Here is a 26,759-nt window from a genome sequence, read left to right as displayed (position 1 = left end):
CAACAGAAATGGATATCAATGATTTTATGCTTACCTGTCCCAGTAAAAAGTTTTTAGGGATAGAATGTCTGGGCTGTGGTGCACAGAGAGCAATCGTATTGGTATTTGAAGGGAAATTTTCAGAAGCTTTTCAAATGTATCCGGCGGTATACACCTTATTGTTATTCTTTTTGATCCTTGGCGCGAGTTTCATCGATAAAAAAAGAAAATACGGTAATATTTTAATGATTTTAGTGATTGTTAATCTTATTATTATGGTAGCAGGGTATATATATAAACATTAAATTATAAGAGTTTAAGTATTTGGTTGTGAGTGTTGTTTTGTGTTTTGACTTTCTGTCTTGTATGGATTAATGGGAGTTTGTGTAGAAAAATTTTAATATAAAATATGATTTCTTAGATTAAAATTCCTGTATTATTTTGTTGGATAGAATTTTAAAATGTCGTAGAACTACTACAATTTCTGAAACAGTGCCCTAAAAACTTTTTAAATTAGAACATGAACTCTATCTTTGTTATATAAATCCTATATCAGGGAAGAGTCGTTAATGATTAAAATTTAAGAATATGGCAGGAAATTCAAGAGGAATCTTAAAATTCAATGGAGGTGAAGGTCAGAAGTTGTTAAAGCTTAACTATAGCGTGTCAAGATCTACAGATGTTTCAGGACGTGTAGCATCTGACCCGTCAAACGCATTGATCAAAGTAACAATTGAAGCAACAGAAAAATCTGATGTGTTAGAAAGTTTATTAAACAGTAAATATAAACCAACAAGCGGAGAAATCAACTTTAATAAATCTCATGAAGAAGGAACACTGATTTCTTTGAAATGGGAAAACGGATATGTAATCCAGCATGAAGTAGACTTCGATGCCATTGATAGTAATAATATGCTGATCAGCTTTGTAATAAGTGCTGAAAGCATTACGTATGGAAATTCATCTTATGACGGACTTTGGCCAATGAGCTAAGTCTTTCATGAGTAAGAAATAAAAGACTGTCCTTATAAGACGGTCTTTTTTTACCTAAGACTATATTCTGCAGGATCTTTTGTTTTCATTTTTAAACTCTCTTTCTGTTGAATAATCGTTTAGAAAACTAATCAAATCACTAAAAATATGTCAAATACACCTGGAAACTCACAAGCGACGTCTTTTCGTCCGACGCAGAATGCAGATGGTATTTCCGAAAACCATCACACAGGTATCAACCGTCTGGTAAAACTCTCTCTTGTCATAGAAGGGAAAATTATCAAGTACTATAAGCATTTCAAGCTTAAGCAAAGTACCAGACGACATCACGAATTTACGCTGACACTGGCACACGATACTCTGGGAGACAGACAGACCCATTCATTGGAAGAAGCCAATAAATTCCTTGGAAAACGACTTACAGCCGTTATTTCTTACAAAGATATTGACAACAGCCCGGAGAGAACCTTTGTAGGAGTAATTACCGGAGTAGGATTCAGTCAGGAGCATATGAGCTTAGGAAATATTGTGCTTACAGGTTTTAGCCCTACCATCCTTCTTGACGGAGCACCGCATATCCAGAGTTTTGGAGGTAATCAATCAGTCAACGTAGGAATTATTGCTGAAGAAGTAATCAAACAGGGAATTGATAAAAGCCGATTTGATGTCAGAGTAGATGCCAATAACTTTTCTCAGATTATCTATAGCAGTCAGTATGATGAAACACATTATAATTATCTGGCAAGAATGGCTGAGGCCTATAGTGAACAATTTTACTATGATGGTGAAGTTTTACATTTCGGAAAGCTTCCCGCTCAGAATAAACCTATTATTCTTACCTACGGAAGCAGTGCCAATGAAATAAAAGTTGAGCTGAAAGCAGTACATACCAAGCCGCAATTTTACGGATACAACAGCAATAAAAACGAAAAGCTTACTTCCGGGACAACACCCATCAAGCATGTGAGTGACCTGGCGAAAACAGCTTACAGTCATAACGACTCTATTTATAAAACTCCGGCCTTACAGATGGCTCCCATCAAGGCAACCACCCACCTGGATGTTGAATATTCTCAGAAAAGTGCCTCAGGAAGTGAAGCGGTCAACGTTTTTTCTGTTTCAGGAAATACAACAGTTCCTTTCCTGCATCCGGGTTGCGTAGCAGATGTCCAGATGCGTAAACAGGATTCCAATGAAACCTCTTATTTCACCAGGATTATGATTACCGAAGCAGAACATGAAATTGATACCATCGGTCATTACAAGGGAAGTTTTGTAGGAATTGCGGCAGATACAGGGTTTCTTCCAAAACCAGAGTACACCCTTCCGAAGGCTGAGCCACAGACAGCCACCGTAATTTCCAATACAGATCCTGAAGGACAGGGAAGAATACAGGTGAGATTCGACTGGCAGACCAATGATACCACTCACTTTATCCGTATGATGAGCCCTGATGCAGGAGGAACAGATCAGATTACCCAAAACCGCGGCTACGTGGCCATTCCGGAAGTTGGAGATCAGGTGATGATCAATTTTGTACACAGCCATCCCGACAGACCTTTCGTAATGGGAGGAATGTTCCATGGAGGAATTGCTTTAGGAGGTGGGGTGAACAATCACCTGAAATCCATCCAGACCAGAAGCGGAATCAGGATTCTGATGAATGATGAAGAAGGAAGCGTAACCATCCTTGATCCAAGCGGAAATACCTATTACATGGACGGACAGGGAAATATAAGCATGAAAGCCCCTAAAAATTTTACTTTAAATGCAGGCGACAATATCAACATCACTGCAGGAAAAGAAATTTCAATAGGAGCAGGAGCAAGTATTACCAGTACTGCGAATGATAATATTGTTTCCATCGCAGGAAAAGATATGAAACTTACCGCTTCCGGAGACATTACAGAAAGTTCCGACACCAGAACGGAAATGATTGAAAAAGAATTCAAAAGACAGTCTGAAACATCCAACGAGATAGCAGGGGAAATTTCCATGTTCAGCGAACTGGAAAATATGACCATGCAGAGCGGAAAGATCGTAGAATTCAACAGTGCTGAAAAATCAAAACTTTTCTGATATGGCGATCATCAAAACAGCAACCAATCTGCGAATTACAGTAAAAGATTCTTACCATCTGAGCGTAGGAAAAAAGGTTGAAAAAATAGCAAAGAAAATCAATGTGGAAGCACATAGAGATAACCTGGTTTTAGCAAGTAACAAGAAGATTATGTCCCATGGTCATAAGTAAGCACAACCTGCTGATTCTTTTAATAGGGTGTTTTTCATTAACGAATTGTCAGAATAAAAAAATGGAAGAAAAATACAGTTGGCTGGGAACCGTTTCTGCACCGCAGGAATACCCGATGGAAGTATATGAAGGAGCTATTGTTGCCGATGATTTTACGTACGGCTTTGATGCCATCTGGGGAACACAGAATACAGGTTGGGGAAAAGAAGGAGGAACCATGAACGTCAATACCGAAAGAATGGATGCTCCGCATGAGCTGGAATTCACGTGGTATTCTCTGGTAGAAAATAAATTCTACACCGGAAAATGGAATCTGGATAAAGAAAAGATAAAAAGCCTTTTTGATGAAGGATTTGTAGATCAGGATACGAAAAAGAAATCCACTTACAATTCCTTTGTGGTAGGACTAGCTCCGCAGGGAAGAGTAGTGCTTTGGATGAAAGGTCCCGGAAACCAGAAAGAAATAGGTGCTTTTCAGGCTCATGATACCATTATTACCAAAGAAAAAGCATACGATAATGCTCAGTATATGTTGAAGGAAGGTTTTGCAGACAGAATGCTTAAAGATCCTTCTTACAAGACATTCAAGCCGGAAGTCCGTGAGAAAATTGAAAAAGAAGGCTATCCTGCAGCAGATATTTATAATGTATACAGAGAGAAATACAACTGGAAACCTGCTGTGGAGCTTCCTGAAGGAGCCACGTGGATCGATTTCGGTTTTACCAATTATAACGGAGAACAGGAAAATCTTTTTGACCAAAGTTTAAAAGAGAATACCTATAAAAGCAGAGCTGTACCAAGATTTTGTGGTTTTTACTGGAAAGATAAAAATAACAACAGATATGCAGTATGGATAGACGCTTTTGATGACAAAGAAATATTTGATCTGTTTCAGAAATCAGGAAAAGACAAAAATATTGATCTGACCATTAAAGTCAACGAAGATAATACCAAAGTTGTAGTGTCTTTAGAATCTGAAAAAGAAAAACGGGCCGTTACCAAAGCAAAAATCAGAGTATCCGGAAAGATAGAATAATAGCATTCAATCAGTCAATTTAAAAACAAGAACTATGCACAACAATCAATTTGGAAGTTATACACCATCTGTATCCAAAGAGGAAGTACTGGATATTACCATTGGGATTTTTTTTGACGGAACCCTGAATAATAAAACCAATACAGATGAAAGAAAAAAAGGGACGGATGCCCATAAAAAACATGGCGGAAAAGCTGAAGACAACACCAGCTACAACAATGACTGGAGCAATGTAGCCCGCATGTGGGACAACTATGATAAAAATTTCGGGATTTATATAGAAGGAATTGGGACAGAGGATAAAGAAGGAGATGCCACCTTGGGATATGCTTTCGGAACCGGAGATACCGGAATCAGAGCAAAAGTGAGAAAAGGCTGTGAAGAGATTGTAAAGAAGGTGAAAACCATTAAAGCAGAAAAAAAAGCTGATAAAATTGCGGTTCTTACTTTCGATGTATTCGGTTTCAGCCGTGGAGCCGCTGCTGCCCGTAATTTTGTATACGAAATCGGAAGAGCAAAATATAAAGCCACTTCACGCACAGTTGCCAACGAAGCGGTTTCAGTGACAACATATTCCGATGATGATGGAAAAAGTGTTGGTTCAGAAGAACTTCCAAAATGGGGACATCTTGGCCTTAAACTCGAAGAAGCAGGACTCAAAGTAGATGTGTTGAAAGTAAGATTTCTGGGAATTTACGATACCGTTTCTTCTTATTCAAAATATCTGTCACCAATGCCCAATTTCAGCAATGACGTAGAAGAATTAAGCCTGAACGATATCGGAAAAGCCCAGACTGTAGTTCACTTCATCGCAGAAAATGAACACAGAGAAAACTTTGACCTTACAAGAGTACATATCGGAACTGAAAAAACATTTCCTGGTGTACACTGTGACGTTGGAGGAGCTTATGAAAACGGACAGGAAACATGGGAAGAGGTTGAAACGTCCTGGACAACAAGTTCCAAATTAGAAGCATTAAAAGCAGAACTTGTATCCGAAGGTTGGTATGAAAAAGATATGCTTACCATTACTCCCGGATTCTATTTATCATTGAGAGGATCCCGTTACCTGCTGAAAACTTACAGCTATATTCCTCTACATTTTATGGCTGAATACGGCATTGAGAAAAATCTTCCTATCATCTTAAAAAAAATGACTGATGATAAATATTCCATTTTGAATGATCAGTTTTTAATAGGAATAAAAGACCGTCTCAGAACGTATGTGATGGGAAATGGCAAACCTTATGCCTTCAAACATTTTAAAGCACTGCGTGATGCCTATGGTGGAAACGAAGTCCCGGAAAACCGTCAGGATGCTTATCAGAAAGAAGTAAAAGAACAGAACGATTTGAGATTCCTTCGTCTTCATTACCTTCACTGGTCAGCAAGAAGGGAAAAGATCGGTATGGATCCGAGACCGAACAGAACAAGAGTTATCCATTAGAATTAAATTTTTAAAAAAGATACTATCCAAAGAAAGAATTTGAAGCAGGAACATTTTATGCAGAAATATAACATACATACCGTCCAGAAAGATGAAACTTTAAAAAGTATAGCCTCGCTGTACGGACTTGATAAAGATGCATTAAAACACTTCCATAATAACCACTGTGCGGTGAAGGATATGATTCTGATCAATCTTAACGGGCAGAAAGAACTTTTTGTTCCGAGAACTGCAGTGGCAGATAAAAATCTTTTAGTAAAATTCGGAAGAGGAAACAGTCTTACTCTTCAGCCGGAAACTTCAGTGCGAAGATACAGCGTAGTCATTACCATTGAAAAAGGAGAACATAAAAGCGAATTAAAATATGAAACATCAGTTCGCTGGCTGAAAACAGAAAAAGGACATCATTTTTTTGAGATAGACAGAACGTCCAACCTTTATCTTAACGAAGAGGAAGTGAATGAAATTGCAGATCTGCTGGCGTACAGAACATCTAAGGTTTTATATCCTTTACAGATCAGCACAGATGAACATGGGAAATTTGAAACAGTAGAAAATGCTGAGGAATTTTCTAAAAGATGGACCGCTGTAAAAGAAGAATTATATAAAGAATTTGAAGGCGAAACCGTAGACGAATACTGCGGAAAGATTGAAAAAGTAATCAGCCAGTCTGAAGCGATCAGTCTTTACCTTAAAAATGATTACTTCATCCGTACTTTATTCTTTGGAATATATCAAAGTTTCGGAAAGGAATTTAAAACAGAGATAACAACAACCTTTCCTGTAGTAGACAATGCGATTGAACCCAGCTATAAATTGATACTGGAAACAGATCCGTTAAAACAGGAAACAGGCCTGATCACCATAGAAGGGTCAGGAAAATTATATGAAGAAAGAAATATTGATGATTTTATAAGAAGATCACCTTTTTCATTGATCATAGAAGACGACCCTGTGATGAATGAAGAAGGAACTTTCAGACTCATAAGTTATCTGAAAGGAGAAACGTCACTTCCGGAATCTCTTTACCTGGAATGCAGTATCATGCTGCAGGAAGAGAAAAAGATTTCAGTATCAGTTTCAGGAATTGATGAAAACTAAATTACCATTTCACTAAAGATAAAATTAATATGGCAGAAAAACATATTGTAGTACAGGGCGCCCTATGCAAATGCCAGTTCGGGCAGATGCCGGACAAGCTGAAAGTACTTACACATCAAAAAGAATATGCCAATGATAAAAGCGCTTCCAAAAAACTGATCGTCACTACGAAAGAAATAGGAGCCGCCACATTTGAAAAAAATACATTCGGAAACTGTACCAAAATGGGAGTGCCACCACCTCCATGCAAAATTATGGTTACAGAATGGCAGAAGTTCTATGATAAAGTACAGCTCAGCAATGGCGGATACATCATTGTAGAAGACAGCAAGGCCGTTTGTGCTATTGCCGGAACGCCGTGCATTGAGATTATAGACCATGGGCAGAGAGCAGAAGCCAGCCAGCAGAACTTTAAAAATGCTGACAAAGACGTTCAGCAGCAGATCAATCCGTTGGTAGATTCCGAGGAAATGTATAACGAACAGCCTTCAGGAGGAGGGCAGGATGGTGCAATCTAAATGATAAGAAAATGGCAAAAGGCGTTAAAAAAATAAAAGTTGTAAGCGGATTGTACTATCCCAAAATGTCTGTATTAGGACAAAGGATTACCATTAAGCCGGATCAGTGGGTACAGTTCGGGGTTGATGATTGGCTGCCTGGAACTACAGATGCAGACAAAAAGAAACCTCTCACCTGGATGAGGCAGAACAGCAGCAAAAAAATTATCATCAATCAGATCACTTCTGCTACCGGATATAAATTTTTAATTGGCAAACAGTTCTGTGGAAGCTATCAGTTTTATATTGAAGCCAGTCTTTCTGGAGTAAGAGATACTAAAAGTAACACAGGGATATTTGTAAAAGGCTGGTGTGACCCCAAAATTGTGAGCAGCAAATGGTCTACACAGAAAAACAGCAAAAGCATCAAAAACAATAAAAAGAGCGAATACATTTCCTACGGACACATTGTACACCTGAACCTGATGACAGAAGGTCTGAATGGAAATACAGTCAGTATCGAACTTTGGAATCAGCAGACAGCAAAAGCAGATAAACTGGTCCATACCTACAATAATGTACAGGTAATCGATGGTGAAGTCAATCTGAAAATAGAAAATACCTTCGCCTGGATGGCCTATGTAGATAATATCCAGAATGTAGAGGAATTCTATGTTAAAGTGAAAGATGTTGCTTCCAAACAATACATTAAAGATAAATTGGGTGATGACCTTCATGCCATCTATCTGAATGTAAAAAATAAAGTGGCTACTACCAATACCAATGGAGCACAGAACCAGACGCCAACCAAAGTCTATAAACCGGATGTAAACTCTGTCAGACTTGAGCCCTGTAAGTTTGAAGTGATCAAGATTACTGAAAATGAAACCAAGGACGGAAAAGCCAGCAATACAACCGTTAAAGTGTTTGACAATGGAAACGGTGTCAAACTGTTAAAGTCTGCTGCCCTTCAGGAACATATTCAGAGAACAATCTATTATAAATTTGATTCCACAGTCATTGATAAAGATGGCGTTGCGGTTCTTAATAATGTCCTTAAATTCCTTCTGGAACATAAAGATGCCACCATGAATCTCAGCGGCTATGCCTGTGTCATAGGAAAAGAAAATTACAACAAAGGACTTTCCCAAAGAAGAGCAGATGTTGTCAAAAAATTCTTTGCCGATGGTGGATTAGATCCCAGAAGAATAATCTCAGTAGGAAAAGGAGAAGTAGATCCTACCGATGATAAAATGGGAAGAGACAATATCAAATACAAAAATGAGAAAGACTATGAAAATAACCGTAGAGTAGATATCTCATTTGTTTTTAATGCCCATGATGCACAGACCATCCATTATGAAGTAACAGCACCAGATGTCTCTACAAAGAAAAACCTGATCATTGATGTCACAGGTTTTCAAACCAATGAGTGTTTCAGGGATAGTAAAGGAAAACATAAAAAACAGATTCAGGTTGTAGATGTAGGACAGGCAATCGATAAAGGAGATACCGTAAAAACATTTACCACACCTTCCTTTACTTATGGAGTATATTCAGATTTATCTCAATTTAATGCTCTTCCTATACAATATATCTGGCCTGCAGGGACAAATCCGAATCAGTTTCATCTGCATGTTCATACCTGCAGATATTATAGCAATGAGAAAAGGACCACGGTATTGATAAAAGCCTATCCGGATATCAACTGGACTTTGAGCTTTACGCTGAACCTTACCAATGATCTTAGCGTAAAGTGGATGAATATGGATCCCCATGAACATAAAGAACTGCAGAAAAGAGCAGGCAAAATGGGAGCAGAAAAAAGATGGAAACAAAAAGACGCTTCACTGGCATTTAGTTTAAAGGCAAAATGGAACAATGATCAGCAGGAAAAAGAGCTAAAATATCAATACGAAACCAAGTTTAAAAAAATATATGATACATTTGCTGCCATAGGAGCATTGTCAGATGGAGTTCTTAATCAGGCCAAAGGAAAAGTACGTTCCATTTCTCCTAAGGGAATTCCGGTAAGTTTTGCCGTGAAACCTCCCAATATGGAGCTGTCCGGTAATTGGCTTTTAAAGCATCCTAAAGATAATAATGCCATTATTGGTACAGATGTAGCTATAAGTTTGAAAGCAAATCCGCTGATTGGTCTGGAAATGACAGTTGATCTTCTGGGAGCTCTGGTATTTGGTATTTCCGGAGCGGTAAGCGGAGGAACAGCTGCGCCGGGAGTAACAAGACTGTATCAGGAAATTCAGGGAAAACTGAAATCCGGAATTGATGTAGGGAATGATAATGCAGGCTTTAAGGCATCCGTTGATATCTTTATGGACCTTATTATTTCCAGTACGATAGAAGTGGAATCCGAATTTAAATTTAATACGGCAGGAAAACTCAAAGATTCCGAATTTAAAGTCTCAAGTAAGAGTAAACTTAAACTGGAATTGAAAGTAGGAGTGAAAATTCAGGGAGAAGTTTCACTGGCTGTTATAAAAGCAGAAGCTTATTTTGAAGCATCAGCATCTGGAAGTGCTTCCATAACCTATGGACATGGTATCAACTATGATGAAAAAGGACTTTATTACCGTCCTGTTCTCGGATTTGACGGTCTTGATGCCCAATATGTAGTCACAATAAGTGTAGGTCTTGCTATTAAAATTGCAAAAAATAAACATAAAGTGGAGGAAAGCAGAAATGGGAAATATGAAATTGCTAAAGGGGACTTTAAAAATGTAATTCCTCCTTTTGATGTGATAAAAGAATTAGAGTCCTTATTTGGAATAAGTGCAAATATTCCGTTGATTAAAAATGATTAATATTCATACAATGAAAAATCTTATCTTATTATTTAGCTTTTTGGCTATTGTGTCCTGCAACGGACAAACCGATCTGGAATCTTTAAAATTTGATGAAAAAGTATCGGATAATATTACGAAGGGAGAAAAAGAAACAGAAGCCAATTACGGGTTATTATCATATAAACAGGCTGATATTAAAAACTATAAGCTGGGAACAGTATCATTTTCCGAATATACCGTACCCAAAGGATATGATTATTCCAACAACAACCTTGCGCTTTTTGTAAACTCTTATCAGAATAATCAATATCTGGGATTTATACTGAACCTTGCTAAAGAAGACGAAGGGAAAAAGCTGATTGATTATTTGACTAAAACCTATGGTAACCCGGAAAAAAGATCCACTGATAAAACAGGAATTGCTTATTTCTGGGATGCATCAGCTAAAAATAAATGGATATTTTTAACCCAAACTCAGGAACTGACACAGGACAATACAAAATATACCAATACCAAACTGATTGTAGTAAAGAAAGGAACCAGAGTGGAGAATTCTTCAGATGCCGGCACTTTCTCCATCTTAGACAGTTTTACCCTTGCTTATCCTAAAAAATAAAAAATGAAACCTTATTACGAAATAGATTTTAGTGCGGTAATGTGTTCATTTCAGATCAAAATTAATGATGTGGAATTAATTTCATTGAGTATTGAGGGACAAACCCGATCAGATTTTCCCATCAATCATCTTATTCTGGAAGGAGGTAAACAAACGATTGAAGTGAAAGGACTTCCCATGGACGGGCATCAGGAGTTACACGAAGATTCTTACATAAGATACAGAGTGAATCTCTATGATATGGCTTCCGGAGAATACGCTTTTGTAAAACAGTTTGATGAATATTTTACCAAAAAACCCGATAAAAACATACCTTTTATAGGACATGCAAGTACATTTGAAGCAGATGTACCTTATAAATTGGAGGCATGGCAAAACGGAATGAACCTTAAAGACGTTAAGTTTGACGTTAAAGAAAAACTAATCAGAAAGTATAACGAAATTATAAAGCTGATTAATGGCGGCAATTACAGTTCGTTCATAGCACAATATCAAAAAAGAGAAAATAATAACGCTTTAGCCATGTATCTTAGCAAAAGCCAGGCAGAAGGCAGGATGCAGAGTATCATTTCGGATATGCAGAATGGATACAAAGCACAGAGCCTTCCGGATGATATTCAGGTAGAATACTCAGCATATGGAAAGTTGGCCGCGTTAAAATGTACAGATATGATGTCTGCATTACGGCTGGAAAATCCGGAAAGTGAGGAGGAATTAGTTCTGCCCATAACATTTTATATCCCAGAGGGGAAGGATGAGTTTGAGATTATATAGCAATCTTTAATAGAAAGAAATACTGAAACAAAATTCAGATATTTCCACCAGATTTTAGAATAAAATAGATGGAAGTAAAAAAGGGAAAACCATACATTGCATATAGTATTTTAGGAATAATTGCTGCAGGCTTTATTTATTTTATTCTGTGGATTATTTTCAAAGATAGAATGCCGCTGCATGAATATGCTTCTGAAATTTCCAATAATTATGACAGCTATGCGGAAAAAGCCCTCGTTTTTTTTCCTTTACTTTTTTTTGTTTTCATCTTTATTGTTTTAATGAAGCCTACTGCTTCAAAACGTTTTTTACGCCTGCAATCCTCACTGCCAACCTCTAAGATCCATTCTGTAGCAAAAGGACTGGCAGAGATTGAAGGAACATTAATGGTGATGAATCCCTTATTTTCACCAGTAAATAATGAATCCTGCATCGGATATTATTATACCATTGAAGATATTGACAGAGATTCAGACGGTAAAGAAAGTTACAGAACCATTCACAGGGAAACGAAATGCAATGTCTTCCGGGTAAAAGATGACACAGGAATCATAGAAGTAGAACCGGAAGGAATAGAGCTGGTTTTATTGGAAGAAACCAATGTAAGCAGCCATGGCAGTAAAAGGTACAAAGAAACTCTTTTAAAAGATGATCAGAAGATGCTTTTGGTGGGCTATGCCGATTCCAGAAACGGAATCCCTTTCATCAGAAAAGATGAACATTATAAAATCCTCGGGATTACTTCATCATCAGGAATTACGGTTTGGAATAAATATCAGCCATTGTTGAGATCATTTATGTTCACCTTTTCAGTTATCCTGTTAATAATTATTTATATACTTATACAATAATGAATCAGACTGTTGCAATGATATTACTTATCCTGCTTGGGGTAGTTATTATAAGTTTTTTGATCAATCTGTACAACAAGTTGATCATGCTCAAATTTAATGTTGATAAAGCCTACGGAAATATTGATGTAGTGCTGAAACAACGCGCAGATGAGATTCCCAATCTTGTCACCGTTGCCAAACACTTTATGAACTATGAAGAAAAGCTTCTTTCCCGCCTTACAGAGCTCAGAACTTTTTACAATAACAGTACTGATGCCAATAAAAGAACCGAGATTGCCAATGAAACCTCAAAAGCGCTTTCCTCATTCTTTGCAGTTTCCGAAAACTATCCAGAGCTGAAATCTAATAATAATTTTCTTGAACTGCAGAAAAGAATTTCCGACCTGGAGAACAAAATAGCAGACAGAAGAGAATTTTTCAATGACAGTGTAAATCTTTATAATATCGGAATTCATGAATTTCCCAATGTGATACTGGCAAAAATATTGGCATATAAAGACAAAACACTACTGGAAATAACAGATTCTGAAAAACAATATAATGGAGTTCAGTTTTAATACTTTTTTCGGATTAGAAGACAAAATAGCTGCTTACCCGGAAGCAACCATTTTCGGAGCGATGTTAGTACCCATTTTGCTGCTTATTCCGATGGCAGTGATAGGATGGATCTTTAGAAAGCTGAAATTCAATATGTACATCATTCATGTATTGATGTATACTTTGCTTTTTACATTTATAGTAGGAACACTCACCATATTTATCCTTTTCTTTATTACCGATAAAAATGGAGTGAAGCTGACCTATTGCTGGCTTACGATACTTATGGGAATGTTTTTTTTCAGTTTAATCAATGCTAATACTATCACCAAAATGTTTAGTGATTGGTCTAAAATAATTAAGGAAAGACAAAATCAGTAATTTTAGAAAAATATAACATGATGAAAAAAGCAAGAGTGCTGGTATTGATTTTTGTAGTATTGATCAATATCTGTTGTGGAAATAAATCATTTGATCTGTCATCCGTTTCCTTAGGTGAAGATGCCAAGAAGTATGATTTTGAAAACAAAGACTTATTTCTGAAAGATGCTGCAAAAGCCGATATCATTCAATATTATGCTGATGAAAACAAAGGAGTAACCTATGGAAATATACCATTAGATCATACCATGGGTACAAGGATTACCGTATACAAAGGAAAAGTAGGAGCTCTGGACACCAATGCTGCCGAAAAATATTCTTTGGAATTTGTAGAAAAAATAGTAAAAAAGAATGGGAATCCTACCGCTTCTATTACTGATAAAGCAACAGTAGATGCTAAACTGGTAAAACCTATTTTTGAAAAGCTTAAAAAACTTTCTCCGGAAAAAGTGTCTTGGAATCAAAATGAGAAAAATTCCTTTACCTATCCTACTTCTTTCTTCTGGGATGACGGGAAAAACTATTCCATATTAAGTATCTCTATTGAAGATGATGGGAAAATAAGAAATAAATACATTTCTGTGACTAAAGATGCTTACCGTAATAATGCAGTTTTTGGATTGAAATATCCTACACCTCCTGCTTCTCCATGGTATAAATATATGAACTAAATACAGGGTTTGAAAACAGAAAGCAATAAATAAAAAAGCATCTGTGGATACTTGAATCAATTTTTTTCTGTTCTATTATTGATAACTGCATACTAACACTAACATTATGAAAAGATTGAAATATATAGTAATACCAATGGTCTGTTTGGCAATTGCTTCATGCGGCCATCAGAAAAATAAAGAGACTGAGTCTTTAGTTGAAACACAGGGAAGTACTCAGACAGAACCCTTCAATCTTGCTAAAGTTGCTGTAGGACAAAATATCAATGAAATCCTAAAATCTGCCGGAGCAACGGCTAAGGATGCTGTACGTACCACTGACGTTACGCTGATCGGAAATGAAAAGCTGGCTTTTTCATCAAAAGAATTATTACATTTTAACGGGATAGATTTAGAAGGAAAGAATAATAAAAATATCAATAAAGTCCTTTTGCATTTTGGAAAAGTAGATCAGGAAATAGGCCCGCTTGCTAACGAAAAAGAAGATGAGCTGGGAATGTATCAGCTTGATATCTATACAGAGCAGGAAAAAACAGCACTCCTGGATAATCTGAATAAAACACTTCAGAAACCTAGCTTTGATACCATCCGTGAAGGATTTGAATCTGAAGTTAAAGACAATGAGATCATTCAGACTCATAATAAATTCAGACAGGAAGTGGCCATCTGGAGAAACAGAGATATGCTCTATTACTATTGCGAAACCAAAATAGATAATAAACCGGACGAATACCGTTGCAATCTCTTCGTATTCAAAAATAAAGAATGGAAAGACCTTCTGAAAGGATCAGGCTATCCGGATCTGGATAAAATCTCCCTGAACTAAAGAATATAGCAAAGAAATTAGGACATTCGCTTAGTCAAATCACTTGGTTGATTCCTCATTGCTCTCTAAAATAAAACATTAGAAAAATAAAATATCTGCTCAATCAGCAAAATCTGCGAGAGTTTAAAAAAATAAATGCCGGTCCAAAAAGAACCGGCATTTTTATATCAAATCAGTATTTGAATTATTTTACAAGAAACTGCATCGTCACCTGATCCAGCTTCAAAATATAAACTCCCTGACCAAGATTTCTTGTTTTAATAGAGTTTCCATTTCTGAAAGGTTGGTCAATCGTCTGAAGAGTTTTCCCCTGAAGATTATAAATCTCAGCTTTTTTTACCTTCTGAAGATCTCCTTTTACAAAAATTTCCTGGTTGGTAATAGGGTTTGGAGAAATTTTAAAACTGTTAGAAGTTGTTTCAGTAGCTGTACTTTGAGCCATTCTTGCACTTGATCCGGAATAACATGTCCATGCAAGATCATCAATAGCCACTCTGTTACTTGCAGAACTATTAACCAGACTTACCACTACATTCCCGGAAACGTTGATATTGTTAATGGTCGTAGTTGTAGATGAAGTACTGTAAGGAATGGTTCCTACGGTAGTTCCGTTTACTTTTACATCAAAAGTACCATTTGTTCCTGAGAATTTAAGTTGTGTAGTCACTGTTAAAGATCCAATACCATTCGCAGAGCTTCCGGAAGTTAAAGAACCGTTTCTTACCGTAATCGCTTTATTGTTAATAGTTTGATCTGTTCTTGCATCCGTTGCTGTCCAGGAAATACCTCCGTTGCTCCATGTTCTGGTTGTATACGTAGAATTGGCTGCAGGGATTGTTTCAAAATTTTCATTGGCACAGTTGGTTCCTGGAGTAGTACCTCCTGAATTAGTAGTACCGGAAACCGTTGAACTATTCGATGAAGAATTTCCAGCTGCGTCCTTCGCTACCACATAAAAACTGTAAGTTGTGGAAGGAGTAAGTCCTGAAATGGTTGTAGAAGTTGAACCCGTAGTAGTTTGCAGACTTCCGTTCATGTAAACATTATAAGCTGTTACGCCTACGTTATCGGTAGAAGCATTCCATGAAAGAGAAATGCTGCTTGAAGTTGTTCCTGAAACATTCAGACCTGTCGCCGCAGTAGGTGCCTGAGTGTCACCTGAAGGCTGCTGAGAACCCCAGATAAGGTTAACATAATTCGGGTTGTCTATGAAAGGGTTTCTATTCCCCTGGAAAGTATATGAAGCATTATTTCTTTTGATCTCAGCCTGAGAAACAGGATCCTGATTATGCCATGCCAGTAGAACATTCAGTTCCCAAGTCTGTAATCCCGGGAAAGTAGAACTTCCTAACATATTTCCTGATGAAAACGTTGAAAGCTTGCTTTGGTAACGTGTTACGAAATAAAAAATCATACGCGCCACATCTCCTTTAAATTCATCAATCGGCTCAAATACCGTTCCTGAATATCCTGAAGAAGCAGAAGTTCCAAGCTTTGATCCATTCAGTGAAGTAAAAGTAGCACTTCCTACCTTTCCAAAAGGATAGTTACTTCTCATCCCATTTACCTTACCGTCTGTAGCTCTGATAAAGTGAATATCCGCAACCATTGGTGAAGCCTGATTAAAAAGACTTTGAGGAACAATATGTTCTCTGTTATAACAATTTCCTTCAGTAGAATACGTTCCACACTGATCAGATCCTGGAGTATAGGTGTAAGGATCACTACCTGCAGGCTTTTCAGAATAAATATCAAGGATAGTCCCGTCATTTTCGTAGTCTTTATCAATATCAGTGGTTTTGTACGCTGTCCAAAGTCCACTGTAACCTCTATCCATATGTCCGTTGGTGATAATACTGCTTAATTCCGTTTTCAGTGCTGCGCCACTCAGTCCATTGGCAGAATTGTAGTACCCTGCAGGAGCCTGAGCGTGGGCAAGTCCCGCAAATACAGAAAATAAAATGATTTTTTTCATAATTAATATTTAGTATAAAGTTTCAGCAAGAATACCACAATTTTTGTGAATAAAAAATTACAAAATTGTTAATTTTGAATGCACTGTATGCTATACATAATGAGTAATGAGTAATGCTGTGATCAAATATCGGTATATGTTTTTAATTCAATAGGAGGCTGTCTAAAAAGTCCAAAAAAATATCCCCGTTACTTAAAAAGTTTCGGGGATTTTTTTGTTGTTTGTCCTTTAAGATTTATCTTTAAGGTGCACCCAAACAAACATTGATATGAAAGTACGGTTTAAATCTTTACCCACCAATACTCCCAGCTTATTTCCTGAAGATATTTTTGATAAGATAGGTGCTAATGATCCGGTACGTCTTATCAATGAATTAGTGGATAACTTGAATATCGATCATATTATAAGTGAATATAAAGGCGGTGGAACGACAAGTTTTCACCCCCGGATGATGATCAAAGTTTTATTCTATGCCTATTTCAACAATATTTATTCATGCCGTAAAATAGAAAAGGCACTTGGAGAAAATATTCATTTCATGTGGCTTTCCGGCAACAGTAAGCCTGATTACAGAACCATCAATTACTTTAGGAGCAAACGGCTTAAAAACCATATTCACCGTCTTTTTGCAGATGTTACCGTTGTTTTGCAGAATTTAGGTTACGTAAGTTTAAATGTTCAATATATAGATGGTACAAAAATAGAATCATCTGCCAACCGATACAGCTTTGTATGGAAAAAATCTGTAGAAAAGAATAAATTAAAACTGGAAGCTCAAATTCATTCCGTACTTGAAGATATTGAATCCCAAATCAAAGAAGAGCGTTATGAATCCCATGAAAAGACCCTTCCAAAATCTATTGACAGCAGAGAGCTTCAGGATAAAATAGCAGAACTTAATCACTCTGTGGCACAGGACAATAAAACCGGTAAGAAGCTCATTAAAAAGCTTCAGCATCAGGACCTGCCCAGATTACAGAAGTATGAAGATCAATTAAAAATACTCTCAGGCCGCAACAGTTATAGTAAGACAGATCCCGACGCCTGCTTCATGCGGCTCAAAGACGACCATATGAAAAATGGGCAGCTTAAGCCAGCCTATAATGCACAGATCAGTACTGAAAACCAGTTTATCACCCATTACAGCATTCATCAGACTCCTGGAGATACCACTACATTGAAGGATCATCTTAACAGCTTTGAAAATCAGTATCACAAACAAAGTAAAGAGGTAGTAGCAGATGCCGGATATGGAAGTGAAGAGAATTACGAAATGATGGCAGAAAAAGCTATAGAGGGCTATGTAAAATATAATAATTTTCATAAAGAACAGAAGCGCAGTGAGAAGAACAATGCGTTTGCTGTACAGAACTTATATTATAATGAGGAAAATAACTTCTATGTATGTCCCTGCGGACAGCAAATGAACTTTATCGGTAAAGGCAAAAGAATCAGCAGTAACGGATATGAATCTCAGGTACATTATTATCAGGCTTTCAGATGTCAGGGTTGTCCTCTTAGAGAAAGCTGCCATCAAAGCCAGGATAATCGATTAATCGAAGTGAATTATAATCTGAACCATCACAGAATGAAAGCCAGACAAAGGCTGATATCTGAAAAAGGGCATTACCACAGAAGTAAACGGCCTATAGAAGTAGAAGCTGTATTCGGGCAATTAAAAAGCAATAATAAATTTTCAAGATTTACTCTAAAAGGACTTGAAAAAGTAAATATTGAATTTGGATTAATGGCATTGGCACATAATCTTAGAAAATTAGTGAAAAACAGAAAACTTAACCGTAAAAATTGGCTAAATACACTTAAATGCAAACAACATATGCATCTTTTCCATAAGTATATGAAAATCCAAAAGTATAAAATTGCTGCATAACTATACGCAGTCTCAAAACAAAAAAAAAGAGGCTGACCTTTTTGGACAGCCTCATCATATAAATTAAAATCCATAGGGCTTCAGCCAAAACTTAAAACTTATTACTCAGTTCATTAAAATCCCAAAAAGCCTAATCTGAGAACGCCCATATTATTGGAGAAAACAGCCAACATAAAAAAAGCCGGTACAAAATACCGGCTATATAATGGATGACTTAAATCTTATTTTCTTTGTGGCGGATAATTTTTCATAATCTCAGCCATAATCTCTGGAATCTGTCTCTGTTTTGCTTTTGGAGAATCTACAGAAATTCCGCTTCCGATACCCTGCCAAACCAATTTGTTGCTTCTTGCATCAATAAGATCAACAATCAGAGCGCCTTCGTTATAGTTCGTTGTCCATGTTCTGTTCATGCCAACACCCCATCCGAATGGTCCGCCCCATCCCCACATTCCGTAAGGAGAAGAAGAATTGATGTCAGTGATTTTTTTATGATTTGCTTTTACGTTGATAATCAGATCAGGGTTTTCTCCGGACTGAAGTCCTTTGCTCTGAAGCTGTCTCGACAGTTCATTCAGCACTCTGTCTTTATCAATATCATTCAGTTTCAGATCATCAATTCTTATTTTATACGTTTTATAAGAATTGAAATTGGCGGTTTCAGCATAATCTGAACGTACCTGAAATGGGCTACAAGAAGTTAAGCCTAAAGTAGCAGATGCCAACAAAATAAAAATATATTTTTTCATTTTATTTATTTTTTTTTATCACTTTTAATGAATGTATCAGTCTTTTTATCGTACCCGTAAGGACAGTGTCTGCAGCCGCTTTTACAGCAATATCCTCTTTTCAGATGGAATTTTTCTGTAAAAACCTTGTACCCCTGTTCATTATAGTAGAAGTCTTCACCTTCTTTGATGTCATAATGGGCCATAAGTTAAATGCTAGTCAAAAAACTTTTTATATTTGTTACTATGATAATTGTATGCCAAAAGCCCTTAAAAAAATTAAAAATTAATGGCATTGCTCTCTTTCCCTTTATCTTCATTAGGAAACCCGAAGATAAGGAAAATAATGTATTGATCAATCACGAAAAAATCCATTTACGGCAACAATTGGAAATGCTCATTATTTTCTTCTACATTTTCTATGTTATTGAATATTATTACTGGTTTTTCAAACTCAAAGACGGCTACCTTGCTTACAGAAGAATTTCCTTTGAAAGAGAAGCCTACACTAATGAAAATAACCTGAATTACCTTAAAAAAAGAAAATTCTGGAACTTCAGAAAATACCTTTGAAATTATAAATTATGAATGATGAGTTGCGTGTTTTCGGGATTCGAGTTTCGTGTTTTGAGGTTTGAGTTTTGGGAACTTGGTTTTGGAATTTATATTTTATACTTTAATTTCAATATTCTCTGTAGTCAACATTTAATATTCAGTAGGAGTGGGCTTTAGCCCGCTTATCAAATAAATCAATATTCATTCGGTTTTAACCAAAGCTTACAACTAAATAATCCGCATCACAAAAAAATAAAAAACATCATCTGTACAAATCTGTGCCACCTGTGGTAGAAAAGTGTTTCATGTGTGTTTAATCAAAACTTATATTAAATAATCCACATCACAAAAAAATCAAAAACATCATCTGTACAAATCTGTGCCATCTGTGGTAGAAAAGTGTTTCATCTGTATTTAACCAAAATATATTAAATAATCCGCCTCACAAAAAATCAAAAAAAAACGTCTGTGAAAATCCGTGTTATCTGTGGGAGAAAAGAAAACCCTCACAACAATAAATCTTTTCCTAATTTTGCAAAGAATAAACCTTGAGTCGTAAAACTGAAATGTTATTAAAACTTCCCACAGAACCTGTTTCCATCCAGGAAATTCCAATTCATAAAAAAGTAAGGCTTTTCATTAAAAGGGAAGATCAGATTCATCCGTTAATTTCAGGAAACAAATACTGGAAACTCTTTCACAATGTAAATCACTATCTGGAAAAGAATCCTGATAATCCTTATATCATCACTTTTGGCGGCGCTTTTTCCAACCACATTGCCGCAGTTTCAGCTGCAGGAAGTCTGGCGGGGATTTCAACATTGGGCATTATCAGAGGAGAAGAGCTTGCGAATAAATGGCGGGATAACCCCACTTTACTTTTTGCGAAAAGAAATGGAATGAACCTGAAATTTGTCACCCGCGAAGAATACCGACACAAAGAAAAACTCACGGAATTCCTTCAGCAGGAGTTTCCTGAAGCATTAATAGTTCCTGAGGGAGGTACCAATGAAGAGGCTGTAGAAGGGGTGAAAATGATGCTCAACGAACAAACAAAAGATTTTGACTATCTTTGCACCGCAGTTGGAACCGGAGGTACCATTGCAGGAATTTCAAAATTTTGTGAAGAGAATCAGAAAGTTATAGGATTTAAGGCCGTTAACGATGCTTCACTGGAAAATAAAATTTTTGAATTAACTTTGAGACAGAATTTTAATCTAATAGATTCATGTTTTGGAGGTTATGGTAAAATAAGTGATGGAAACATCCGTTTTATCAATGATTTCATGGAGAGATACGGTATTCCTTTGGAGCCGATTTATACAGGGAAAATGATGGAGAAGGTTTTTGAACTGATAGAAGAAGAATATTTTCCTGAAAACAGTAAGATTTTGTGCTTTCACACTGGTGGTTTACAGGGAATTGAAGGAGCGAATCTGCTGTTAGAAAAACAGAATAGAAATTTAATTATATAAGTAAAATTGAAAAACATGAAAAGACTTTTTCTATCCATAAGCCTTTTAGTTTTATCAAAATTTTCAGCCCAGGCTTGGGCCACCGAAGATCAGTATATTCAAAAGTTTGCTAAATATGCCGTAGAAGAAATGGAAAAATATAAAATTCCTGCTTCTATTACCCTTGCCCAGGGATTGCTGGAAACCGGGGGCGGGCAGAGCAGACTGGCACAGGAAGGTAAAAACCACTTCGGTATAAAATGTAAAGAAGACTGGACCGGTAGAACAATGAAACATACCGATGATGCACCTAACGAATGCTTCCGTGTGTACGACGATCCAAGACAGTCTTATGAAGACCATTCTATATTTTTATCCACAAGAAAATATTACGCCAACCTTTTCAAACTGGATATGAAAGATTACAGAGCGTGGGCAACCGGTTTAAAAAAAGCAGGTTATGCTACCAATCCACGTTATGCTTCTATTCTTATCACCAAAATTGAAAAGTATAAGCTATACGAATACGACAATACCAATTCTAATGAAGTATTGTATGCTGTTCTTAAAATGTATCCGGATCTGAAAGACGACAGAACTTTCATGGCACAGCTTGAACCTTCAAAAGCAACCAGAAAAGTAAAAGAGCCGGTGACTGTAGAAGTTCCTTACAAACAGACTTCTTATGCACAACAGCAAAAAAGAGTAGAAAGAATCAAAACGAAAACTGAAATTCTTAATTCTATTCTTATCAAAAGTCACCCGAATGACGGACTGAAATATATTATCATTCCTGAAGATACTGATGTGAAATTCATTGCCAACAAATTCAAAGTAAGCGAAAGCAGACTGATGAAGTGGAATGAACTGGAAAATGAGTCTTTAAAGAAAAATGATATTGTTTTCCTTGAATCAAAAAATTCTACAGGAAATACCGCAACCTATAAAGCGGTGTCCGGAGAAGATATGCATGATATCGCACAAAAATTCGGAATCAAGTTAAATAAATTATATGCTAAAAACAGAATGGATGAAGGACAGCAGCCTTCAGCAGGACAGCTGATTTATTTAATAGACAAAAAACCACGAAACTAATTTAATTTTTTGTTGAGAGTCTACCGTTGACAGCTAAATGCCAACCCGCAACTGTCAACAGCAACTAAGTATATATGAAATATCAAAGAAGTTCGGCTTTATTTGATGAAGCCTACAAATACATTCCGGGAGGTGTAAACTCTCCGGTAAGAGCATTCAAATCCGTAGGAGGAGTGCCTGTTTTCATGAAATCGGCAAAAGGTGCTTACCTTACCGATGCAGATGACAATACTTACATCGATTATATCAACTCATGGGGCCCAGCCATTTTAGGACATACCCATCCTGAAGTATTGGAAGAACTGAAAATACAGGCAGAGAAAGGATTCTCTTTCGGAGCTCCTACAGAACTGGAAACAGAAATTGCAAAATTCATCATTGAAAATGTCCCGAATATTGACCAGATCAGAATGGTTTCTTCAGGAACAGAAGCATGTATGAGTGCAATCAGACTGGCAAGAGGATATACGGGAAGAGATAAAATTGTAAAATTTGAAGGCTGTTATCACGGGCATTCAGATTCATTTCTGATCAAAGCGGGAAGTGGTGCCGCAACATTCGGAAATCCAAATTCTCCGGGAGTAACAGAGGGTACGGCCAAGGATACTTTGCTAGCCCGTTATAATGATTTCGAACAGGTGGAGGATTTATTCCGTCACAATCAGGGAGAAATTGCAGCGGTAATTATAGAACCGGTTGCGGGGAATATGGGCTGTGTATTGCCAGAAAATGATTTCTTACAGAATCTGAGAAAAATCTGTGATGAAAACGGAGCTTTATTAATCTTTGATGAGGTAATGACCGGTTTCAGATTAGCTTTTGGGGGAGCGCAGGAGCTTTTCAACGTAAAAGCAGATCTGGTGACTTACGGAAAAGTAATCGGTGGAGGGCTTCCGGTAGGAGCTTTCGCTGGTAGAAATGAAATCATGGATCATCTTGCACCAAAAGGCGGTGTTTACCAGGCGGGAACATTAAGTGGAAACCCTTTAGCCATGAGAGCCGGATTAAAAACCCTTCAACTTATTAAAAATGATTCTGAATTTTTCAACAGACTGGAAAAAACAACGGAAACATTGGATTTTGAAATAGGAAAAATTCTGAATGAAAAAGGAATCGCTCACAGAATCAACAGAAAAGGTTCTATGATGTCGGTATTCTTCCATATTAAAAGTGTTTCGAACTTTGATGAAGCGCAGGAGGCTAATCATCCATTGTTCAATAATTTCTTCCATCAAATGTTGCAGAACGGAGTATATCTTCCGCCAAGTGGCTATGAAACATACTTCATCAGTGATGCGATCAAAGATAGAGAGATTGATATGACACTGGAAGCAGTAAGAAAATTTGAATACTCAAATAAATGAAAATAAATAAGACCGGATTTTTAGATCCGGTTTTTTTATGCAGGAAACCGATTTCAAGATTTTGGATAATAAGTGTTCAGAATAAATTTCTGTGGAAAATCTCAACAATTAAAGTAAATTACCAATCAATGAATTGAAATTTTAAATGTGCCATTACAAAGAAAATGTTATTTAAAAGCGTAAATCTTACGTGTCATATTTATAGTCTATTGTTTCTATTAGCATTTTATTTTTCAAATTAAAAATTTGAGTAGAAATCTCTTCCAGACTTTCCAAATTATGACTAATAATCAAAATAATTTTATCTTTTTTAATTTGTTTAATCAAGCTGTAAATGAAATTTCTATTTTTTCTATCTAATGATGATGTTGGCTCATCCAGGATTAGAAATTGCGGATCATGATAAAGTGCCCTCATCCATCCTAATAATTGTTTTTGCCCTCCAGATAAGTTTATTCCTTCTTCTCCTACAATGGTCATTATTCCTTGAGGAAGAGTAGTTATAAATCTTTCAAAACCTAAATCAAATAAACTTTGCAATTTTTTATTATCAATATTTTCATCCAAAATAATGTTTTCTAAGACAGTTGTATTAAATAATTCTATATTTTGTGATACAGTAGAAATTTTACTCCTCCAACTAGAAATTAAAACATTTTCTAAAGATATTTTATTATTGACGATAATATTTCCACTTTCTGGTATATAGTTTTTTCTTAAAACTTCAATAAATGTGGTTTTTCCACATCCACTTTCTCCCAGTATACAGGTGATCTCCCCCCTTCTTAATGTTAAATTAATATTTTCAAGTAGTTTGCTACGCCCTTTAAATCTGAAATCTAACTGCTGAATTTCTATTTTATTGATATAATTAATTTTTTGTCCTTCTAATCTTTCTTTTGATATTGAAGCATATTCAAACATCCTGTCAAAAGCTATTTTAGCTTCCTGTATTGGTATACTGACCAATGCTAGGTTTGTTATAGACCCAAGCAATGAACTTGTAATTCCTATAACAGCCATTAATTCGCCTACTTTAATTTGTTTTATTAAAACATAATAAGATGAAAAACTTAATATTATAACAAGAAAAAGAACCAAAGCCAAACCGGAATATAGTGTAATTTTAATATTTACTTTACCAAGATTGAATATTTTGGTTTGAAAATTTTCAAAAACTAAATTTTCTTTTTTTAGAAATAAATCTTGTTTTTCGAAACCTTTTACAACATCTATACCTCTAATAATATCTATATAATTTGCTTCGTTAATGCTGTAAGATTGCATTACTTCTTTTTGCGATATAATAATTTTTCTGTTAAATCTAAATATGATATAAAAAATAAAGGGAGAGATGGATAAACAAAGCAAAGCCATCTTCCACGAATAGTAAAAAAGAAAACCCATTGAAATTAAAACACCTAAAATATCTACAACAGTATTTGTAATCAAATGCTTTATTACTGTCTGTATTCTTTGGGTATCATTTAGCCTTGCAACAAAATCTCCTATTTTTCTTGTTTCGAAAAAAACTTTAGGAAGATAAAGTAAAGAATTAAAGAAAGATTGATTAACTCTCTGGTTAAATTCTTTACATTGTCTGATGATATATAAATCTCTTAATGATTGGATAATGACTCTCGCAACCAATAGAAAGCTTAAGCAACCAATACTTAAAAAAAGAATGCTGACTTTTCTTTTAGGTAAAATATCATCTATTAATTTTTGGGAAAAAACAGACATTGCCATACCCAATAAAGTGGTAACTACTCCCAAAAGGATAATCGTATAAATAGATTCTTGGTCTTCTCTCAAAAGGTCAAAAAACCATTTTTTCTTTTTTGTAGTGTTAATTTCTATTCTTTCAAAGTTCTCATTGGGAAATAATGTTAAGCAGGTTTTAGAAACCCAAACTTTTTGTAATTTTTCTTCATTCCAATATTCTAAACCTTTGGCAGGATCTCCAACAAGAAATTGGTTGTTTTTAGTAGAATCTCTAAGATAGCAGACCACATAATGCTCGTATTTGTTTTCTAAAACTACATGTAAAATTACTGGCTTCCCATGTTCTGTGAGTGCAACTATATCAGCTTCACATCCTTCTGCATTAAAACCTATTTCATTCGCACATTGGTATAAGCCTAAGAATGTAGTTCCTGTTTTTGTTGTACCGCTTTTATCTCTTAAAGTTTCCAAAGAAATATCCCCTCCATAATACCTTACAAGTGAATGTAAACATGCTACACCACAATCTGTTTGATCTTTTTGCAGTGAAAATGTCTTCTTAATTCTTTTCATCAGTGTTTTTTAATAGCTTTTCAACTTTTATAGCACCTGAGTTTCTTTTTAAGAGATGATTATTTGTATCATATACCAAAAAGTAAGGTACACTTTTTATCTCAGATTGCCGGTAAAATCTAGCCATTTCATCATGACACCAAAATATATTGTTTTGCTTGTTCAATTTATATTTTTGAGCAAATTCTTTAATTGTGCTTATGGGTTCACTGGCAATCCATATCCATTGGATATTTTTATAATTGAAGTATGTCTTAGATAATTCTTCTGCCTCTGCTTGACAAAAATGACAGTCTGGACTGAAATAAATAATTACCTTCATACTTTCTTCCATAAGGTTTTTAGAAGTGAATAAATTTCCATCAACAGTTTCAAGACGGAATGAAGGTATATTTTCCAGCTTCTTTCCTTTTTCTTTCTTTTCCCAAAAACTGAAAAACAAATAAACAATTATTCCTATCATAAAGAGAGGAACAAGTATTGCAAATATTTTTAATTTTTTATTTTTCACGCTTTTTATAGTCTGCAAGATTAATTAGAGCTGATATCAAAAGAAGTCCTGCCCCTATACAACTCCACATATTCTTATTGTTTCCTAATAATTGTAAAAACAAATTTAATATGGCAAT

Annotated in this window: 26 protein-coding genes; 21 read left to right on the top strand and 5 right to left on the bottom strand. The window is 35.9% G+C overall.

The window, feature by feature from the left end; genetic code table 11:
- Nucleotides 1-8 precede the first annotated feature (8 nt).
- The 16 genes from ACKTTZ_RS01930 to ACKTTZ_RS01855 all read left to right on the top strand — a co-directional run bounded on the left by ACKTTZ_RS01930 (nt 9) and on the right by ACKTTZ_RS01855 (nt 14,770).
- Nucleotides 9-284, top strand: a complete 276-nt coding sequence (locus ACKTTZ_RS01930; RefSeq protein WP_034695069.1) for a DUF2752 domain-containing protein — start codon at nt 9-11, stop codon at nt 282-284.
- A 283-nt stretch (nt 285-567) separates the two neighbouring features.
- Nucleotides 568-972: a type VI secretion system tube protein TssD gene (tssD, locus tag ACKTTZ_RS01925; protein ID WP_034695070.1), complete on the top strand. Its 405-nt coding sequence runs from the start codon at nt 568-570 to the stop codon at nt 970-972.
- A 147-nt stretch (nt 973-1,119) separates the two neighbouring features.
- The gene (locus tag ACKTTZ_RS01920; RefSeq protein ID WP_407847085.1) at nt 1,120-3,051 is read left to right on the top strand and encodes a type VI secretion system Vgr family protein; all 1,932 of its coding nucleotides are present in this window, start codon (nt 1,120-1,122) and stop codon (nt 3,049-3,051) included.
- 1 nt (nt 3,052) lies between these two features.
- Nucleotides 3,053-3,223, top strand: coding sequence for a hypothetical protein (locus ACKTTZ_RS01915; RefSeq protein WP_156106421.1), 171 nt, complete (start codon nt 3,053-3,055; stop codon nt 3,221-3,223).
- Nucleotides 3,224-3,284: 61 nt separating this feature from the next.
- Nucleotides 3,285-4,259, top strand: a complete 975-nt coding sequence (locus ACKTTZ_RS01910) for a DUF2931 family protein (protein WP_407847084.1) — start codon at nt 3,285-3,287, stop codon at nt 4,257-4,259.
- 34 nt (nt 4,260-4,293) lie between these two features.
- The gene (locus ACKTTZ_RS01905) at nt 4,294-5,706 is read left to right on the top strand and encodes a phospholipase effector Tle1 domain-containing protein (RefSeq protein ID WP_407847083.1); all 1,413 of its coding nucleotides are present in this window, start codon (nt 4,294-4,296) and stop codon (nt 5,704-5,706) included.
- 57 nt (nt 5,707-5,763) lie between these two features.
- The gene (locus tag ACKTTZ_RS01900) at nt 5,764-6,807 is read left to right on the top strand and encodes a hypothetical protein (protein ID WP_034695076.1); all 1,044 of its coding nucleotides are present in this window, start codon (nt 5,764-5,766) and stop codon (nt 6,805-6,807) included.
- 29 nt (nt 6,808-6,836) lie between these two features.
- Nucleotides 6,837-7,325 carry a DUF4280 domain-containing protein gene (locus ACKTTZ_RS01895; protein WP_034695078.1) on the top strand — a complete coding sequence of 163 codons (489 nt, stop codon included), beginning with the start codon at nt 6,837-6,839 and terminating at the stop codon, nt 7,323-7,325.
- An 11-nt stretch (nt 7,326-7,336) separates the two neighbouring features.
- Nucleotides 7,337-10,129, top strand: coding sequence for an OmpA family protein (locus ACKTTZ_RS01890; protein ID WP_034695080.1), 2,793 nt, complete (start codon nt 7,337-7,339; stop codon nt 10,127-10,129).
- Between the two features lie 10 nt (nt 10,130-10,139).
- A complete protein-coding gene (locus ACKTTZ_RS01885; RefSeq protein WP_156106422.1) occupies nt 10,140-10,727 on the top strand; it encodes a hypothetical protein in 588 nt (195 codons plus the stop codon).
- A 3-nt stretch (nt 10,728-10,730) separates the two neighbouring features.
- Nucleotides 10,731-11,501: a hypothetical protein gene (locus ACKTTZ_RS01880; RefSeq protein WP_034695083.1), complete on the top strand. Its 771-nt coding sequence runs from the start codon at nt 10,731-10,733 to the stop codon at nt 11,499-11,501.
- A gap of 68 nt (nt 11,502-11,569) precedes the next feature.
- The gene (locus ACKTTZ_RS01875) at nt 11,570-12,352 is read left to right on the top strand and encodes a hypothetical protein (protein ID WP_407847082.1); all 783 of its coding nucleotides are present in this window, start codon (nt 11,570-11,572) and stop codon (nt 12,350-12,352) included.
- Between the two features lie 86 nt (nt 12,353-12,438).
- Nucleotides 12,439-12,912 (top strand): LemA family protein, encoded by a 474-nt coding sequence (locus ACKTTZ_RS01870; protein ID WP_407847081.1) that lies wholly within the window; start codon nt 12,439-12,441, stop codon nt 12,910-12,912.
- Nucleotides 12,896-13,273, top strand: a complete 378-nt coding sequence (locus ACKTTZ_RS01865; protein WP_034695089.1) for a hypothetical protein — start codon at nt 12,896-12,898, stop codon at nt 13,271-13,273. Before ACKTTZ_RS01870 ends, ACKTTZ_RS01865 begins: the two co-directional genes overlap by 17 nt.
- A gap of 17 nt (nt 13,274-13,290) precedes the next feature.
- On the top strand, nt 13,291-13,944 hold the full coding sequence (locus tag ACKTTZ_RS01860) for a hypothetical protein (RefSeq protein WP_034695091.1): 654 nt from the start codon (nt 13,291-13,293) through the stop codon (nt 13,942-13,944).
- 106 nt (nt 13,945-14,050) lie between these two features.
- On the top strand, nt 14,051-14,770 hold the full coding sequence (locus ACKTTZ_RS01855; protein WP_156106423.1) for a hypothetical protein: 720 nt from the start codon (nt 14,051-14,053) through the stop codon (nt 14,768-14,770).
- Nucleotides 14,771-14,954: 184 nt separating this feature from the next.
- Here ACKTTZ_RS01855 and ACKTTZ_RS01850 read toward each other — a convergent pair whose 3' ends face one another.
- Entirely contained in the window at nt 14,955-16,745 is a 1,791-nt protein-coding gene (locus tag ACKTTZ_RS01850) for an endonuclease (RefSeq protein ID WP_051934300.1), read from the bottom strand.
- A 268-nt stretch (nt 16,746-17,013) separates the two neighbouring features.
- Here ACKTTZ_RS01850 and ACKTTZ_RS01845 point away from each other — a divergent pair, with 268 nt between their 5' ends.
- Nucleotides 17,014-18,636, top strand: a complete 1,623-nt coding sequence (locus ACKTTZ_RS01845; protein ID WP_407845762.1) for an IS1182 family transposase — start codon at nt 17,014-17,016, stop codon at nt 18,634-18,636.
- Nucleotides 18,637-18,857: 221 nt separating this feature from the next.
- On the opposite strand, the gene ACKTTZ_RS01840 is transcribed toward ACKTTZ_RS01845, so the two are convergent.
- A complete protein-coding gene (locus ACKTTZ_RS01840; RefSeq protein WP_034695094.1) occupies nt 18,858-19,385 on the bottom strand; it encodes a DUF4136 domain-containing protein in 528 nt (175 codons plus the stop codon).
- Nucleotides 19,386-19,390: 5 nt separating this feature from the next.
- The gene (locus ACKTTZ_RS01835) at nt 19,391-19,570 is read right to left on the bottom strand and encodes a DUF5522 domain-containing protein (protein ID WP_034695095.1); all 180 of its coding nucleotides are present in this window, start codon (nt 19,568-19,570) and stop codon (nt 19,391-19,393) included.
- A 40-nt stretch (nt 19,571-19,610) separates the two neighbouring features.
- Between ACKTTZ_RS01835 and ACKTTZ_RS01830 the strand changes: the two genes are divergently transcribed.
- From ACKTTZ_RS01830 to hemL, 4 genes are all read left to right on the top strand, one after another.
- Nucleotides 19,611-19,937: a hypothetical protein gene (locus tag ACKTTZ_RS01830; protein ID WP_034695097.1), complete on the top strand. Its 327-nt coding sequence runs from the start codon at nt 19,611-19,613 to the stop codon at nt 19,935-19,937.
- A gap of 548 nt (nt 19,938-20,485) precedes the next feature.
- Nucleotides 20,486-21,394 (top strand): 1-aminocyclopropane-1-carboxylate deaminase/D-cysteine desulfhydrase, encoded by a 909-nt coding sequence (locus ACKTTZ_RS01825; RefSeq protein ID WP_407847080.1) that lies wholly within the window; start codon nt 20,486-20,488, stop codon nt 21,392-21,394.
- 15 nt (nt 21,395-21,409) lie between these two features.
- Nucleotides 21,410-22,468: a glucosaminidase domain-containing protein gene (locus ACKTTZ_RS01820; protein ID WP_407847079.1), complete on the top strand. Its 1,059-nt coding sequence runs from the start codon at nt 21,410-21,412 to the stop codon at nt 22,466-22,468.
- 74 nt (nt 22,469-22,542) lie between these two features.
- Nucleotides 22,543-23,832, top strand: a complete 1,290-nt coding sequence (hemL, locus tag ACKTTZ_RS01815) for a glutamate-1-semialdehyde 2,1-aminomutase (protein WP_034695102.1) — start codon at nt 22,543-22,545, stop codon at nt 23,830-23,832.
- A gap of 186 nt (nt 23,833-24,018) precedes the next feature.
- Here hemL and ACKTTZ_RS01810 read toward each other — a convergent pair whose 3' ends face one another.
- Nucleotides 24,019-26,130: a peptidase domain-containing ABC transporter gene (locus ACKTTZ_RS01810; RefSeq protein WP_407847078.1), complete on the bottom strand. Its 2,112-nt coding sequence runs from the start codon at nt 26,128-26,130 to the stop codon at nt 24,019-24,021.
- A complete protein-coding gene (locus ACKTTZ_RS01805; RefSeq protein WP_156106424.1) occupies nt 26,117-26,641 on the bottom strand; it encodes a redoxin domain-containing protein in 525 nt (174 codons plus the stop codon). The genes ACKTTZ_RS01810 and ACKTTZ_RS01805 overlap by 14 nt, the downstream gene beginning before the upstream one ends.
- Nucleotides 26,642-26,759: the final 118 nt, after the last annotated feature.

This window comes from Chryseobacterium sp. KCF3-3, from assembly GCF_045865955.1.
GTDB lineage: Bacteria > Bacteroidota > Bacteroidia > Flavobacteriales > Weeksellaceae > Chryseobacterium.
The sequence above is the reverse complement of the archived record's forward strand: the minus strand, read 5'-3'. Positions and strand labels throughout refer to the sequence as shown.

Excerpts from the sequence above, each read along its gene's own strand:
- tssD (WP_034695070.1), top strand. The coding sequence starts at position 568 with ATGGCAGGAAATTCAAGAGGAATCTTAAAATTCAATGGAGGTGAAGGT.
- ACKTTZ_RS01835 (WP_034695095.1), bottom strand. The coding sequence starts at position 19,570 with ATGGCCCATTATGACATCAAAGAAGGTGAAGACTTCTACTATAATGAA.
- ACKTTZ_RS01820 (WP_407847079.1), top strand. The coding sequence starts at position 21,410 with ATGAAAAGACTTTTTCTATCCATAAGCCTTTTAGTTTTATCAAAATTT.
- ACKTTZ_RS01875 (WP_407847082.1), top strand. The coding sequence starts at position 11,570 with ATGGAAGTAAAAAAGGGAAAACCATACATTGCATATAGTATTTTAGGA.
- ACKTTZ_RS01850 (WP_051934300.1), bottom strand. The coding sequence starts at position 16,745 with ATGAAAAAAATCATTTTATTTTCTGTATTTGCGGGACTTGCCCACGCT.
- ACKTTZ_RS01915 (WP_156106421.1), top strand. The coding sequence starts at position 3,053 with ATGGCGATCATCAAAACAGCAACCAATCTGCGAATTACAGTAAAAGAT.
- ACKTTZ_RS01870 (WP_407847081.1), top strand. The coding sequence starts at position 12,439 with ATGCTCAAATTTAATGTTGATAAAGCCTACGGAAATATTGATGTAGTG.
- ACKTTZ_RS01880 (WP_034695083.1), top strand. The coding sequence starts at position 10,731 with ATGAAACCTTATTACGAAATAGATTTTAGTGCGGTAATGTGTTCATTT.
- ACKTTZ_RS01905 (WP_407847083.1), top strand. The coding sequence starts at position 4,294 with ATGCACAACAATCAATTTGGAAGTTATACACCATCTGTATCCAAAGAG.
- ACKTTZ_RS01900 (WP_034695076.1), top strand. The coding sequence starts at position 5,764 with ATGCAGAAATATAACATACATACCGTCCAGAAAGATGAAACTTTAAAA.
- ACKTTZ_RS01910 (WP_407847084.1), top strand. The coding sequence starts at position 3,285 with ATGGAAGAAAAATACAGTTGGCTGGGAACCGTTTCTGCACCGCAGGAA.
- ACKTTZ_RS01895 (WP_034695078.1), top strand. The coding sequence starts at position 6,837 with ATGGCAGAAAAACATATTGTAGTACAGGGCGCCCTATGCAAATGCCAG.
- ACKTTZ_RS01865 (WP_034695089.1), top strand. The coding sequence starts at position 12,896 with ATGGAGTTCAGTTTTAATACTTTTTTCGGATTAGAAGACAAAATAGCT.
- ACKTTZ_RS01840 (WP_034695094.1), bottom strand. The coding sequence starts at position 19,385 with ATGAAAAAATATATTTTTATTTTGTTGGCATCTGCTACTTTAGGCTTA.
- ACKTTZ_RS01855 (WP_156106423.1), top strand. The coding sequence starts at position 14,051 with ATGAAAAGATTGAAATATATAGTAATACCAATGGTCTGTTTGGCAATT.
- ACKTTZ_RS01845 (WP_407845762.1), top strand. The coding sequence starts at position 17,014 with ATGAAAGTACGGTTTAAATCTTTACCCACCAATACTCCCAGCTTATTT.
- ACKTTZ_RS01860 (WP_034695091.1), top strand. The coding sequence starts at position 13,291 with ATGATGAAAAAAGCAAGAGTGCTGGTATTGATTTTTGTAGTATTGATC.
- ACKTTZ_RS01885 (WP_156106422.1), top strand. The coding sequence starts at position 10,140 with ATGAAAAATCTTATCTTATTATTTAGCTTTTTGGCTATTGTGTCCTGC.
- ACKTTZ_RS01920 (WP_407847085.1), top strand. The coding sequence starts at position 1,120 with ATGTCAAATACACCTGGAAACTCACAAGCGACGTCTTTTCGTCCGACG.
- ACKTTZ_RS01825 (WP_407847080.1), top strand. The coding sequence starts at position 20,486 with ATGTTATTAAAACTTCCCACAGAACCTGTTTCCATCCAGGAAATTCCA.
- ACKTTZ_RS01810 (WP_407847078.1), bottom strand. The coding sequence starts at position 26,130 with ATGAAAAGAATTAAGAAGACATTTTCACTGCAAAAAGATCAAACAGAT.
- ACKTTZ_RS01890 (WP_034695080.1), top strand. The coding sequence starts at position 7,337 with ATGGCAAAAGGCGTTAAAAAAATAAAAGTTGTAAGCGGATTGTACTAT.
- hemL (WP_034695102.1), top strand. The coding sequence starts at position 22,543 with ATGAAATATCAAAGAAGTTCGGCTTTATTTGATGAAGCCTACAAATAC.
- ACKTTZ_RS01830 (WP_034695097.1), top strand. The coding sequence starts at position 19,611 with ATGATAATTGTATGCCAAAAGCCCTTAAAAAAATTAAAAATTAATGGC.
- ACKTTZ_RS01930 (WP_034695069.1), top strand. The coding sequence starts at position 9 with ATGGATATCAATGATTTTATGCTTACCTGTCCCAGTAAAAAGTTTTTA.